Annotated in this window: 13 protein-coding genes and 1 pseudogene; 9 read left to right on the forward strand and 5 right to left on the reverse strand. The window is 43.5% G+C overall.

Features of this window, described 5'->3' with window-relative positions; genetic code table 11:
- Positions 1-200 (reverse strand): annotated as a pseudogene (locus ACIFQM_RS10135) (hypothetical protein); the annotation flags it as partial.
- A 15-nt stretch (positions 201-215) separates the two neighbouring features.
- Positions 216-785 carry a TetR/AcrR family transcriptional regulator C-terminal domain-containing protein gene (locus ACIFQM_RS10140; RefSeq protein WP_430040635.1) on the reverse strand — a complete coding sequence of 190 codons (570 nt, stop codon included), beginning with the start codon at positions 783-785 and terminating at the stop codon, positions 216-218.
- A gap of 151 nt (positions 786-936) precedes the next feature.
- Here ACIFQM_RS10140 and ACIFQM_RS10145 point away from each other — a divergent pair, with 151 nt between their 5' ends.
- Positions 937-2,649: a CocE/NonD family hydrolase gene (locus ACIFQM_RS10145; RefSeq protein ID WP_430040634.1), complete on the forward strand. Its 1,713-nt coding sequence runs from the start codon at positions 937-939 to the stop codon at positions 2,647-2,649.
- 152 nt (positions 2,650-2,801) lie between these two features.
- On the opposite strand, the gene ACIFQM_RS10150 is transcribed toward ACIFQM_RS10145, so the two are convergent.
- Complete coding sequence (locus ACIFQM_RS10150) at positions 2,802-3,794, reverse strand: carbohydrate kinase family protein (protein ID WP_430040633.1); 993 nt, start codon at positions 3,792-3,794, stop codon at positions 2,802-2,804.
- 22 nt (positions 3,795-3,816) lie between these two features.
- A complete protein-coding gene (locus ACIFQM_RS10155; RefSeq protein ID WP_430040632.1) occupies positions 3,817-4,851 on the reverse strand; it encodes a LacI family DNA-binding transcriptional regulator in 1,035 nt (344 codons plus the stop codon).
- A gap of 506 nt (positions 4,852-5,357) precedes the next feature.
- Here ACIFQM_RS10155 and ACIFQM_RS10160 point away from each other — a divergent pair.
- The 8 genes from ACIFQM_RS10160 to ACIFQM_RS10195 all read left to right on the forward strand — a co-directional run bounded on the left by ACIFQM_RS10160 (position 5,358) and on the right by ACIFQM_RS10195 (position 12,968).
- Positions 5,358-6,242, forward strand: coding sequence for an ABC transporter permease (locus ACIFQM_RS10160; RefSeq protein WP_430040631.1), 885 nt, complete (start codon positions 5,358-5,360; stop codon positions 6,240-6,242).
- Positions 6,243-6,256: 14 nt separating this feature from the next.
- Positions 6,257-7,138, forward strand: a complete 882-nt coding sequence (locus ACIFQM_RS10165; protein ID WP_430040630.1) for a carbohydrate ABC transporter permease — start codon at positions 6,257-6,259, stop codon at positions 7,136-7,138.
- A gap of 18 nt (positions 7,139-7,156) precedes the next feature.
- On the forward strand, positions 7,157-8,776 hold the full coding sequence (locus tag ACIFQM_RS10170; RefSeq protein ID WP_430065415.1) for an ABC transporter substrate-binding protein: 1,620 nt from the start codon (positions 7,157-7,159) through the stop codon (positions 8,774-8,776).
- A gap of 72 nt (positions 8,777-8,848) precedes the next feature.
- Complete coding sequence (locus tag ACIFQM_RS10175; RefSeq protein WP_430065423.1) at positions 8,849-10,417, forward strand: glycoside hydrolase family 32 protein; 1,569 nt, start codon at positions 8,849-8,851, stop codon at positions 10,415-10,417.
- A gap of 371 nt (positions 10,418-10,788) precedes the next feature.
- Positions 10,789-11,682, forward strand: a complete 894-nt coding sequence (locus tag ACIFQM_RS10180) for a DMT family transporter (RefSeq protein ID WP_430044058.1) — start codon at positions 10,789-10,791, stop codon at positions 11,680-11,682.
- 56 nt (positions 11,683-11,738) lie between these two features.
- Positions 11,739-12,071: a chaperone CsaA gene (gene csaA, locus ACIFQM_RS10185; protein ID WP_430044056.1), complete on the forward strand. Its 333-nt coding sequence runs from the start codon at positions 11,739-11,741 to the stop codon at positions 12,069-12,071.
- A 129-nt stretch (positions 12,072-12,200) separates the two neighbouring features.
- Positions 12,201-12,377 carry a hypothetical protein gene (locus ACIFQM_RS10190; protein WP_430044054.1) on the forward strand — a complete coding sequence of 59 codons (177 nt, stop codon included), beginning with the start codon at positions 12,201-12,203 and terminating at the stop codon, positions 12,375-12,377.
- A gap of 75 nt (positions 12,378-12,452) precedes the next feature.
- Positions 12,453-12,968: an acyl-CoA thioesterase gene (locus ACIFQM_RS10195; RefSeq protein ID WP_014280639.1), complete on the forward strand. Its 516-nt coding sequence runs from the start codon at positions 12,453-12,455 to the stop codon at positions 12,966-12,968.
- A gap of 196 nt (positions 12,969-13,164) precedes the next feature.
- On the opposite strand, the gene ACIFQM_RS10200 is transcribed toward ACIFQM_RS10195, so the two are convergent.
- Complete coding sequence (locus tag ACIFQM_RS10200; protein WP_430044052.1) at positions 13,165-14,631, reverse strand: RICIN domain-containing protein; 1,467 nt, start codon at positions 14,629-14,631, stop codon at positions 13,165-13,167.
- Positions 14,632-14,682: the final 51 nt, after the last annotated feature.

Below are 14,682 nucleotides of genomic sequence, written 5' to 3' on the forward strand. Positions count from 1 at the left end.
GGGTAGCCTCCTACTCGATTTTTGAATCGCTTGGTAATCGCGAATCATGGATTCGTCTTCAAAAAGGATGTGCTGAATTTCGTCCTTCATCACTCTTTTTTTAAGTCTGGAAATGTGGATTCTGTATAGATTCGTTGTTTTTCTTCGTCCGCCGCTGCCAAGGTATACGTTGGTTTCGTGTGGCTTAGCCCCTGTCGATGAGCAGTAAACCATTTCTATATTCGAAATGAATTATTCATTCCCTGTTCAAAACACTGATTGATCAAGTCAGACACTTCATCTACGGTTAGATTATTGTTTACTTCAATCCACCATTTAATCGTTGTTAAACAGGATGAAGCAAATAAACGCAAAAAGTAATCACCTGCCCCCTTAGATTTTTCTTTGATTTCATAGCGATAAATCCAATTATTGCATAAGTTTTCAAAAATTCGTTGTATCTCAACAGCAAAATTCAATGTTTCCGTATTTATTGAAATTAAGGCCCTGTAAGTCGTTGCATTAGCTTGAATGTGCCTCACCACTCTTAAAATGCTGTTGTATTGTTTGATATCGTCAAATTCAATGCAACTGGAAAACTCATCTATAATGCGATTCCCGAGCTTGTCTAGAAGATCATACTTATCTTGGAAATGTAAATAAAAGGTCGACCGATTAATCATTGCCTTATTCGCTATGTCTTGAACAGTAATAGAGGAGAAGGAACTCATGTTTAGCAATTCTGTAAACCCACATTCGATAGATTTTTTCGTTCGTAGTGCACGCAAGTCTTGTTTAATAGACAATTTTTTGCCTCCTGTCTTTTTAATCGACAAAGCGCATTCATTTGCCAGTTATCCAACATTTCAAACTCTATTAGTCATATTATATATCTACTTGCTAGATTAAAATTAGTAATGTAGAAATATATTACATAAATAAATGGAGGTTCATGAAATGTCATACAAAGATAATGGCAATGTCGAAATTACATATCGGCAATCGAAACCAATTTCACAGTCAGAATATCCTGGGTTTGAACCAAGCGCAAGTATTATAAAGAAAGGAACCGTGCATCGTACAGATGGACAGCCTATTCCATGTGATATTCTCTGTGAACGTGATGTTGCAGTGAAATTAAGGGATGGTACAACCATTTACACTGATATATTTCGTCCCCTAGATGAAAAGAATGTACCGACACTTGTTGCATGGAGCCCTTATGGCAAGAGAGGCAGTGTCTTATCCCTCGATATTTTTCCGGGACGTATGGATGTTGCTCCCAAAGAGGAAGACGGTCTTAATAAATTTGAAGGCCCTAATCCGGGATATTGGGTAAACCATGGATATGCCATCGTTCATCCTGATCCACGTGGCGTATTTAACTCAGATGGGAACATTCATGCTTGGGGAAAACAGGAGGCTGAAGATGAATACGATTTAATAGAGTGGGTTGCAGAACGTGAGTGGAGCAATGGTAAGGTAGGATTAACGGGAAATTCGTGGTTAGCCATTTCACAATGGAATGTTGCTTCTTACCGTCCGCCTCATCTTTCGGCTATTGCCCCTTGGGAAGGCGCTTGTGATATATTTAGAGAGACCTGCTTCAAAGGCGGGGTACCCGACTTCTCTTTTACTGAAATGATTTTTAGCTCCTTTATTGGAAATACAAGTTATGAAGATATGCCTGCCATGATGCGGAAATATCCGCTAATGAATGAATACTGGGAAGAAAAAGCGCCAACCTTAGAAAACATAGAGGTGCCTGCTTATATTGTTGCTAGCTATACGAACCTTCTACACACTTATGGTACCTTCGAGGGCTGGCAACGAATATCATCTAAGGAAAAGTGGCTTCGGATTCATAACACTTTCGAATGGCCCGATTACTACAATCCACAGCATGTTGAAGATTTAAGAAAATTCTTTGATTATTATCTCAAGAGTGAGCAAAATGGCTGGAACAACACCCCCAAGGTCCGTTTAGCTGTGCTCGATCCAGGTCACCAAGATATTTTGAATCGGGAGGAGGAGGACTTCCCACTAGAACGACAACAATTAATGAAACTATACCTGGATGCCAGTTCCAATACATTAAGCCAGGATACTGTAGGAAAAAAGGCCAAAATAAAATATACTGCTGATGATAAAGGGGTATCGTTTAAGGTATCCTTTGAACAGGATATGGAAATTGTTGGGTACATGAGGCTGCATTTATGGGTATCCACAGAAGATTTTAATGATATGGATGTATTCGCTTTTGTAAGGAAGCTAGATGCTAGTGGTAAGGAGCTCCCAATCAAAGTTATTAATGACCGTTATTATGCCGGGGCTAGCGGACGGATGAGAGTATCTCTTCGCCAACTTGATACAACGAAATCAACACTGGAAAAGCCAGTACAAAGCTTTAAAACGCAAGAAAAAATTAAACCCGAAGAGATTATTCCTGTCGAAATTGGATTCTGGCCAATGGGGATGAAATGGCATGCCGGGGAACAACTAGAATTGCTTATCACCGGAGTCGAACTTTTAAAGCGCCCCGAATTTCCTGAAATGTCAAGTAGTCCCTATATTAATCAGGGAACGCACACCATATATACTGGGGAAGAATACGACTCTTACTTAATGATTCCCGTTATTCCTTCTGGAAACCACAAGTGCTTCAGTTGAAAGCTCCATGATTGATTCTTACGAGTCCCCATCCCATAACACCACTCAGTATCTGCTGTTATGAGCGATTGAATCGTAAGATCCAGAATGATGAATCTCTACAAAAAAAGGTGTCCAGCGACCTTAGGATCGTCGGACACCTTTTTATGTTCTTACGCTTCAATCCTTGATTCACCCTGCTCTACGAAACGCTTAACTTCTTCCAGCGACGGCAAGGCTGCAATCGCTCCAACTTTGGTGCACACGATGGCGCCGACTTGATTGGCAAGTGTTACAAATTCCTGCTGCTGCTTCCCGTTGGTGGTAAATGCCTTAGCCTGACTCAGCTGACTGATTTGATACAGCATAGCTCCGACGAAGGCATCCCCAGCACCAGTAGAGTCGATCGATTTGACAGCAATACTGCCGATTAGCGAACGAGAGACACTACTTGAGATGAGGGTTCCTTCTTTCCCCAAGGTAACTGCCACCGTCTTGGCTCCCAACCCATGCAAAAGATCCAATGAAGCATTGCGGTCAGTCAGCCCTGTAATGATGCTTAATTCCTCTTCGCTTACCTTTACTAAATCCGCATTGTGTATTCCTCTTCTGGACAGTGCGATAAATTCCTCCAGCCTGTCTTTCCAGAGGTCCCCCCGGTAATTGGGGTCAAAGGAGGTGAATTGCCCATTGGCCTTCGCCTCGTCCAATAAAGATAAATACGCTTCCCGGAAAGGATCGGCGAGCAGGGCCGTTGCCGAGCCAAAATGCAGAATGGCAGCCTGCCGGGTCCATTCCCTATCAATGTCCTGCAGAGACAGCTGACGGTCAGCTCCGCGGTTGAACACGAAATCCCGTTCGCCGTTAGCGGCAAGGGAAACAAAGGCCAGTGTAGTCGGTGTTGCCGGATCAAAAAGGAGCATGGACGTATCCACGTGCTGCTCATCCAGAGTTTGCTTCAGGTACATGCCGAACGGATCGGCTCCGACTTTTCCCAAGAATGACGCTTTTCCTCCGAGCTTGGCTACGGCTGCGCTCACATTTGCTGGAGCACCGCCGGCCTGCTTGGAGAAATGCTGACCCTTGGCAAGATTGACATCAATATCCGTGCAGAAAAAATCAATGAGCAGCTCGCCCACACATAGAACCGTTCCAACATTTTTCACTTTGATTCACCTCTTGGCAGATTTAGTTTAAAACAGGCGTCGAGTCCCGGTATAAGATATCCGTTGCAACATGGGTCACTCGGTACGGCATGGTATTATCTTTGATTCTGGACAATAACATTTCGGCTGAAATAATACCCATCTGACTACTGTAAATATGTACGGTAGTCAGATGGGGCTCGACTACCCGGGATTCTGAAGCATCATCGAACCCGCAGACAGCAACATCTTCCGGGACTTTAATCCCTTTGTTTTTCAAAGATTTTATCACGCTGATGGCAATGAAATCATTGGCGCAAATAAAGACGGAGGGGCACTCCCTCAGAGCATCCAATTGCTGCTCCATCCAGTTCTCCTCTATAAAGAAATTGCGGTCCGGCGCTATAATGCTATGGGCAGGGTCCAAGGTGATTCCGGCTTCTGCCAGGGCCTTATTGAATCCCGTCCAGCGTTCATTGAAGCTTTTGCAGTGATTGTAATCGCCTACAAAACCGAAGCTTTCATAGCCATGATCTATTAATTTCCGGGTAACACAGTATGTGCTGTGCTCATTTTCCATCAATACCAGATCTGCCTTCAATTCCGGATACACCATATCTGCAGCGCAATCAATAAAAATGGTTGGGATGTCAAGTTCCGTGATCAGCTTGCTGTATTCCTTGCTGAACATCTCGATGCAGAAGATGCCAGCCACATTCGAAGGCTCGAAATTACCGGGTAGGGTCATCGTATTGATATCGTTCTCGCGGACAAAATAAATGGATAAAGTATAGCCCTGGTTGCTGATTTCCTTCTCCAGCCCGTTGATCAGCAGCGATCCAAAGTGTGAGCTATTGGGAAGATTACAGGTCAAAAGTGCGATATTGCCCTGTTTTTCAGAGGCTGTTTCCATATAAGAAAATTGTTTGTATTTAAGCTCCACTGCTTTTTTGATTACCTTGTCCCTCGTTACGGCAGGAATATTCTCTATTCCATTAAGCGCCTTGGATGCAGTGTTTCTGGAAATTCCCAGGGCATCGGCGATGTCTTGAATAGTAACCTTTGACTTCCTTTTCATATTGTTCCACCTTATTCTCCCGAATTAAGATTCTTCATATTTCTAAATATATAGTATTTTCGTGCTTTTAACAATGAAATTATTCAAATGAACAAAATTAGTTTACATTTGTTTATTTATTAGATGCATTTTTAAGGTACTTTGTGCTTTAAATATTATATTACTCTTGAATTGTGTGTTTTTAATGAATTTTGTTGCCAAAATGTATTGACTTATTCAATGTGCACCTGTTAAATTGTAAGAGAAAAAATGTTCAAATGTAAAATGTAAACCCATTCATCTTGGGGAAATGTAGATTTCTAATCATGTTGGAGGTGGGGGGATTACCAGTAAGGCATTTGCAAAACATCTTGTATTTATGTCAGAGAGATGACATAACATGGCTTATTACTGTCTTTAAAAACAAGCCGTGAACAGTAGGGGGGAAAAGATTGGCAAACTCGATCGCTCAAAAAAGGGGAGTTAAGGATTCAGAACCAAAAAAAAGAAACCATTGGCTAAGTTACATGGTTCGAAATTATATATTGTATTTGTTTCTGGTTCCGTCCATAATTCTTACCGTTATTTTCAAGTATGTTCCCATGTACGGTTCGATCATTGCGTTTAAAAATTTCAGTCCAAGAAAAGGAATCATGGGCAGCGAATGGGTTGGATTTGAACATTTTCAACGCTTTCTTTCATCACCAAATTTTTATGACATTTTAATGAATACGCTTAAACTAAGCGCTTACGGTCTTATTCTCGGTTTCCCAGTACCCATCATTCTGGCCTTAATGCTAAATCTGATCAGAGGAGCGAAGCTCAAGAAGAATATTCAGCTTATTGTATACGCACCTAACTTCATCTCAGTGGTTGTTGTTGCCGGCATGCTGTTTGTTTTTCTTTCGCCGACTGGAGTAGTGAACGCCATGGTAACAGCCTTCACCGGCAAGCCTATTTCTTTTATGACTGATCCCGCCTATTTCCGAACAGTATATATATTGTCCGGTATATGGCAAACAGCCGGCTGGTCCTCAATCATTTATGTAGCCACCTTAGCCAATGTGGACCCGCAGTTGCATGACGCTGCAACAATTGATGGCGCATCTTTGTTGAAGAGAATCCTTCACATTGACCTGCCAGCTCTCAAACCCGTCATGGCTGTCCTATTCATTCTCGCTGCAGGAGGCATCATGTCGATCGGCTATGAAAAGGCTTACCTGATGCAGACGGCTCTGAACACGCCAACCTCGGAAATCATCGCGACTTATGTATACAAGGTGGGGCTGCAATCCGGCGATTATGCTTATTCTACGGCAATCGGGTTATTCAATTCCGTGATTAACGTGGTCCTGCTGATTTTCGTAAATACCGTCGTCAAGAAGCTGAACGAAGGGGAAGGGCTGTACTAAAGAAGGAGGTATTTATGGATATTCAATACACCGGGAAGGACCGGATTCTGATCATCATCAATTATATTCTGCTTGGTTTGTTTGTTCTCGCTATTCTGTTACCGCTGGTTTATGTGGTGCTTTCGTCCTTTTTGACTCCCAATACCCTGATTAGCAAAGGGTTTGCCATTACATCATCCGATTGGACACTCACGGGATATGCCAAAATCCTAAGCAATGGTGCCATGATTCGCGGTTTTTTTAATGCCATTTTTTATTCAGCAGCCTTTGCGTTCGCAACCGTATTGTTTTCCGTCTTCGCGGCTTACCCGCTTGCGATTGAAGGGCTGGTAGGGAAACGGTCCATTATGATCTTTTTCCTGATAACGATGTTTTTCGGTGGTGGTCTGATTCCAACCTATCTGGTGATTAAGGATTTAGGCATGTTGAATACGGTGTGGGCCATTATTCTGCCCGGCTCGATCAGCGTATTCAATATTATTCTGGCAAAGACTTATTTCCAGGGGCTTCCCAAAGAGCTGTTTCAGGCGGCGAGCATAGATGGAGCTTCGGAGCTCAGTATTTTCTTTAAAATCGTCCTGCCATTGTCGAAGCCTATTATTTTTGTTCTAGCTTTATACGCTTTTGTCGGACAATGGAATTCTTATTTCGACGCCATGATTTATCTGGATGATCCCAAGCTGTTTCCGCTTCAACTGGTGCTGCGCTCCATTTTGATACAGAATCAGGTTCAGCCTGGTATGATTGCCGATGCGCTGGCGCAAGCGGAGCTTAAGAAATTGTCCGAAATGATTAAATACTCTGCCATTGTCATATCAAGTTTGCCTTTGATTGTCATGTATCCATTCTTCCAGAAGTATTTCGAAAAGGGTGTCATGGTAGGCTCGATCAAATAACAAATCGGGGGAATAGAGATGAAAAAAACATTACTAACCTTGTCCGTGCTGGTGCTTTCTACTTCACTGCTAGCCGGATGCGGCGGCTCAGGCAATAATTCTGCGGCATCCGAAGATTACAAGCTGGAAAATGTCACTCTGCCGCTTAAAGAGAAAGTTACCTTGCATTTTATGACTCAAAGCTCGCCGTTGGCACCTTCTGATCCAAATGAAAAGCTGATTTATAAAAGACTGGAAGAAAAAACAGGTGTGCATATTGATTTTACCAACTTCACCTCGGATTCCTTTACGGAAAAAAGAAACCTGGCTGTTGCCAGCGGGGATCTTCCAGATGCCATGCTAGATGCCGGCTATTCCGACTATGATTTGTTGAACCTCGGACAGGATGGAACCATTATCCCTCTGGAGGATTTGATTCAAAAATATATGCCGAATCTACAGAAGGTATTGAAGGAAGCACCTGAGTACAAATCCATGATAACCGCACAGGACGGGCATATTTATGCTTTTCCCTGGATTGAGGAGCTAGGGGCCGGGAAGGAGAGCATTCATTCTGTAAACGACATGCCATGGATCAATGTGGAGTGGCTGAAAAAGCTGGGACTTAAAATGCCAAAAACGACGGAGGACTTAAAAAATGTTCTGCTCGCATTTAAAAATGGCGACCCTAACGGAAATGGCCAAGCAGATGAAATCCCGCTGTCCTTTATGCTCAATAACGGCAATGAGGACCTGAATTTTCTGTTTGGATCATTTGGTCTTGGGGACAACAGCGATCATACTGTAGTGACCAATGAGGGGAAAGTGGTCTTCACCGCCGATCAGGACGGTTATAAAGACGGGATTAAATACCTTAATGAGCTATATAAATTGAACCTGATCGACGAGGAGTCATTCGAGCAGGATTATAACACGTATCTGGCCAAAGGCCAGAATGAAAAATATGGTCTCTACTTTCAATGGGATAAGGCGAATATTTCAGGAGACAACGATAAATATGAATTGATGAACCCGCTCGCGGGGCCAAGCGGTGAGGTCAATGTGACCCGCACGAACAATCTCGGCTTTGACCGGGGGAGAATGGTGATTACCAGTGCCAACAAAAATCTTGAGCTTACGGCAAAATGGATTGACCAGCTGTATGATCCCATCCAGTCCGTACAGGACAACTGGGGCACCTACGGCGACAAAACTCAGCAGAACATCTTTGAATACGATGAAGCGAGTCATAAGCTGAAGCATCTTCCGCTTAAGGGAACGGCCCCTGTCGAGCTGCGGCAAAAAACGAATATCAGTGGTCCATTGGCAATTCTTGACGAGTATTATGGAACCGTGACGACGAAGCCCGACGATGCAATAGGCCGACTCAAGCTCATAAAGGAAAAACTCGTTCCTTTTATGAAGGCTGACCACAATTTCCCGAAAGTCTTCTTCTCGCTGGAGGATCAGAAGCAGATCTCAACCTTGGAAACAGACTTATTTGCCTACGTTAACCGCAAACGGGCGGAATGGATCAAAACAGGCAAAGTGGAAGAAGAATGGGCGGATTATAAGGCCGAGCTTTCCAGACTTGGACTGGACAAATGGCTGGAAATCAAACAGAAAGGCTATGACAGATATCTTAAAGATCAAGGCTGAAACAGATAAAAGGTGGTTGGGGCTGTTAACACCTTATCACCAATTTATAGGAGAGTGGATACCATTAAAGACATGCGCCTAACGAATGAGAACAACAGCAGACAAGGATCACGAAACAGTAATTATAGGGAGCCCTACAGGCCTCAATTTCATTATTCACCGGAGAATAACTGGATGAACGATCCCAACGGCTTGGTTTACTACGAAGGAGAGTACCACCTGTTCTACCAGCATACTCCCCATGATACGCAGCCTGACTTTGGCCGCATGCATTGGGGGCATGCGGTAAGCCAGGATCTAGTGCATTGGGAGGAACTCCCACCGGCAATTCCGCCTGGAGAGGACGGAGCGATCTTCTCGGGAAGTGCAGTGGTGGATAAGAACAATACAAGCGGATTTTTCAACGAAGAAGGAACAGGTTTGGTTGCCATTTATACGAATGAGGGCAACAGGGCTCAGCCCGGCAAGCCACAGGTGCAAAGCATTGCTTACAGCAAGGACAAGGGTCGAACCTGGACAAAATATGAAGGTAATCCGGTTTTATTCCCAACGGAAACGCTAGACTTTCGTGATCCGAAGGTGTTTTGGCATGATGAATCGTCGATGTGGATCATGGTCCTTGCCGTAAGAGATCGTGTAGAATTTTACACATCTCCAAACCTTAAAGAATGGTCCTTTGCAAGCGAGTTCGGTTCCGACATTCCGGGTATCCACCGGGGGATATTTGAATGTCCTGATGTATTTCGAATCCAAGTGGATGAGGAACCTAATACCAAGAAGTGGATTCTAATGCTAAGCGTGGGGGATAGAAATGGTGTGAATCCAGACGATCCCGAACCACCAGCAGGCGGTTCTGGGATGATGTATTTCATAGGCAACTTTGACGGTAAAGCATTTACTCTGGATGAAACGCTAGAATCTTTCGATGCTATCAAATGGGTAGACTACGGATCAGACTTTTACGCGGCCGTGACCTGGAATGGCAATCCAAACGAGGACGGACGAAAGATTTGGATAGGCTGGATGAACAATTGGCGTTATGGTACCACGCTACCTTCAGAGGAATGGCGTGGCAAGATGTCAATTCCTCGTGAGCTACAGCTTAGGACTTATCCGGAGGGACTTCGCCTAATCCAAGCACCCGTAAGTGAATTAGGTCAGCTAAGAAAACCGATTTTGTCTCTGCAAGACTTGACGATTAAGCCAGGTATGAACGTGTTGTCTGATATTTCTGCTGCAAAGGCAGAAATTATTGCAGAATTTGAAATCAGTACGGCCGTGGAATTCGGGTTCAAAGTGCGGAAGTCTTCCAATCAGGAGACGATCATCGGATACAATATCTCGAATGGGGAGTTGTTCGTCGATCGGACGAAGTCGAGCGCCATTGATTTTCATTCCGATTTCACAGCAATACACAAGGCCCCTATGAAGCCAGAGTATGAACGGATACAGTTGAGCATTTATGTGGATTGGTCAAGTGTCGAGGTCTTCGGAAATAATGGAAAAACAATCATTTCAGACATGATTTTCCCTGATTCGGAAAGTAGAGGGATAGAGCTCTATACCATTGATGGAGACCTAAGGGTCGTATCGCTTCAAATCAATGATCTAGTAAGCATTTGGGGAAATGAGACTGTTTAGACTTTAGTTATCGTTATCATTCAAATTAAAATTATCTCACGACAGAACTCGTTGAGCAGCGGATTGATTCGACGAAGTGGTTACAGCCCGGTTGCGTGCATCCACATCTGAACATGGTCCCCAAAACGAATTAAAGTAACATTTTTCTGCCTGGAAACGTAACACCCGATCGGTTCACAACCGTATCGGGTGTTTTCGTATCCTTTTTTTTATTTAAGAGAAGATCCTTACTTATGATGATATTTCTATATAAATAAAAGATATAGTTACACAAAATAAACAGAAGTGGTGATATTATTATATTCAGTTCAGGTTATCATACAATTATTCTGTGCACAGACAATTGGCAATAACATCTTAGAGGGGTCAGTATGAAAATAAATAAACCGTTTCATCCGTATATTTTGCTTTTCATTGCCATACTAGCTGTTTCTATTTCTTCCATCATGATAAAATCCTCAGATACGCCAACCTCTGTGGCTGGAATGTACAGACTGTATATATCAGTAATAATAATGCTTCCTTTTGTACCCTGGAAAATGCTTCGATCCTTAAAGATGAACAAAAAAGATTGGAGTACCGTTTTCTTAGCGGGTCTTTTTCTCGGATTATATTTCTTATTTTGGATGGAATCCTTAGTATATACCTCCGTTGCAAGCTCCATGGTCATCTTATCATTACAGCCTTTATTTGTAATGATGGGTTCATTCTTTATGTTCAGAGAACGATCAAACATATTAACCATTCTTTGTTTGATCGCTGCTCTTTTCGGTTCAATCATTATAGCTTGGGGAGACATAGGGGTTTCCAAAGAGGCATTAATCGGAGATGGGTTATCTTTGTTAGGAACTATCTTGGTTTCAGCATATATGTTGGCAGGACAGAAAGTAAGTCATAAAATAGATGCAAATTTATATAGTGTTATTGTTTTTTTTCTGGGTGGCAGCGTTATGCTAGTCTACAATATGTTGAATAATTATTCCTTGATCGAATATGACTCGTCAGATTGGATGTATTTCTTTTTACTTGCACTAATCCCAACTATTTTTGGACAATATATTTTTAATCTGTTGTTGAAATCAATGGGTGCAACTACTGTTTCTGTAGGTATTATTGGAGAGCCTGTTCTCGCCATAATTCTCGCCTACTTTTTCTTGGGAGAAATAATCTCTGCATCTCAATTCATAGGTGGAATGATGACACTATTCGGTATGGGGATGTATTTTTGGGCAAAATCTTTAAAGTATACAGTTGCAAAATATTAAAATTGTAGCTGAATATCGCGAAATTTGAGAAAACAATAGATGAGGAGAATGATTAAATGGCAACGATTGATGATTTTTTGGAACTTGATATTCGAGTTGGAACCATTATTAAAGCTGAGTTTTTTGCAGAAGCCAAAATACCTGCTATTAAACTTGAGATTGATTTTGGACAAGATATTGGAATAAAAAAATCAAGTGCACAAATTACAAAAAGATATGTGGCTGAAGATATTGTAGGAAAACAAATCATAGGTGTAGTTAACTTTCCTCCTCGACGGATAGCAGGCTTTAATTCAGAGGTATTAGTGCTTGGAGGAATACCCGAAAAGGGGGATGTGGTTCTATTGAAACCAGATATTAAACTACCTGATGGAACACCAATTGGGTGATACATCGTTCCTGTTTAATCAGTGTGAAAAATACAACAGGGATTACTCTGGTAATTCACGACGTGTAGAAAAAGTGTCAAATTGAATTTTCAATTTGACACTTTTTTATATTACGAGGAGGCAGGGTCTGTGGATTCAATGCAGTATACTATCGGCTCAAATTTGGCTCAAATCAGGAAGACTAGAGAACTTAGTCTGGATAAAGTGGCTGAACTGTTTGGAAAATTTCCAACGGCTTGCATGTATCCTTTTCCACATTTCTCAGGATTTTTATGTCTTGATTTATTATGCGGATTAGTGGGATGATTAGCACAGTCAGTCTAACACAGGTTTCCACTATATAAAAAGATAGCTATGAGGAAAAGAGAGGAAAGAGAACCCATGGAAAGCAAGTACATCCGAGAAACCTACTGCTTCAAGACGTCCCGTGTATTTCCCAACGATATCAACAATCATAACACACTCTTCGGAGGCCGATTGATGTCGTATATCGACGATATTGCGTCTATCGCAGCCTCCAAGCTATGCCGCACGAATACAGTCACGGCGTCTACGGATTCAGTGGATTTTTTGCTGCCCATCCATCCGAGCGATTCTGTCACGCTGGAGGCGTTCGTTACCTGGACAGGCCGTAGCTCTATGGAGGTTTTCGTCAAGGTCATTCGTGAAGGACTGATGACTGGCGACCGGAAAATCGCAGCCACCGCCTTTCTGACCTTTGTGGCGCTGGACGAGAACAACCGTAAAGTGATCGTGCCGCAGGTCATTCCAGAGACAGAAGAGGAATTACAATTGCACCAGACTGCGCCATCTCGTGCAGCGATACGGCGTCAGCGCAGGGAGGAAAGCAAGCAACTGGCGAGCTTCCTCACGACAGATTATCCGTGGGAGCTGTAACGTCCTGACGCGCTTCAAGCCGATCTGGACAAGGGATAGCCCAGATACAGGTTCAACCATCATTTTCCCGCAAAAAGAAGCCGTTCTTCCGTTAGCAGGGATCTGCTGGGAAGACGGCTTTTTGGAAATAACTGAATCACTTGAAGGAAGCTACTGCTTCAATGACGATGATGATGTACGTTCGACGTTGAACGAACTAATTTACCCTCACTACACGAAAATGCTGATTCGTTCCGCCGTTATCCCCCCATTGAATCGCTTTGGCACCATCGGCGGTAGTGCCTTCGGAAATGTCGATCAGCTTGCCCGTTGCCCGATTTTTCAGCTTGTAATAACCTCCGGTTACAGATACCAGTTGCCATTGCTGGCTGGACCAGCCTCCGTCGCTCCATTGCTCAATGACTGCGCCGTCCGCAGTAGCTCCGTTTTCAACGCCGATCAGCTTGCCACTGTTGCGGTTGACGATTTTGTAATATCCGCCGCCTGCGTCCTTGAGCTGCCATTGCTGGCTGGATGCTCCCGAATCCGCACGCTGTTCCAGATCCGCTCCATCTGTGGTTGCACCGTCCATTACATTCAGTGGCTTGTTGCTCTTGCGGCTTACCAGCTGATAGTATCCGTCCGGATCAATGGCGATTGGCGTGGTTACGCCTTGAACCACCCCGCTGGCGGTGTCGATGTTCATACTGTCAAACCATTCCATAGCCAAAGAAGTCCCGGTTGGAAAACGCAGCGGCAGCCATACATATTGTGAATCCTGCACAGGACCGCTCCACGCTCCGGCCCAACGGTCGCCCAAATACAGGTACGAGGTCGTCTGAGTACCTTCTACCGGAATTACGTAGGCCGACTGTGAACCGTAGGTCGTACTGTCTCCGAAGTTAATCGTGTTACTCCACGTACCTTCAATGCTGGATGCCGTAGCATACTTGGCTTGGTTGGGATTCCAGCCTGTTGCCCCGGATGTGATCAGGAAGTAGACGTCTCCTTTTTTGAACATTGCCGGAGCTTCACGATATTGTCCCGACCAGAGCGTAGTCACCAGCGCTTCAACTTGCAGAAAATCCGGTGTCAGACGATAAATGTTCAAATCGGCATTCACACGGGTAGCAGAAATCAGGTAAGCCGTACCATTGTCGTTGTACACAGTCATATCCCGTGAATCGTAATCCAGAGGACGGAAGCTGCCCTGATAGGTGTAATCGCCGTCCACAGTATCGGAAGAGGCAACTGCCACCCGGGCTTCGTTGTAATTAACCCCATTTTCCTTGTGCATCCACAATACGTATTTGCGTGTTTTCTCATTATAAATGACTTTTGGACGTTCAATATTCGAAACATTCAGCTCTACTGAGGAACTGCTGGTCAGCACGTTTTTGCGGAACTCCCAGTTTTTTAAATCAGAGGAACGGTAGGCGGATACAGCCTTGAACGTGCCGTTGGGGTTGCGATTTTCACCAAACCAGTAGTAGTAACCGTCTATCTTAATCATACCGCCTCCATGAGCATGAACCACGCTTCCAGCTGTATCTTTAAACTGAATGCCATTCACAACATTCGCTGGGGCCGCTGAAGCAATCTTCGGTGAAAACATCTGGAAAATGCTCAACGACAGCAAAGCAGCGAGCATAATACACAGTAAGACGGCAAAATCATATTTCATTGTTTCGTCCTCCTCTGCATGTTTTTAAAGCGCTTACAAAAATGATTTGTA

Origin of the sequence: Paenibacillus sp. NRS-1782 (genome assembly GCF_050467685.1) — a bacterium.
GTDB lineage: Bacteria > Bacillota > Bacilli > Paenibacillales > Paenibacillaceae > Paenibacillus > Paenibacillus terrae_A.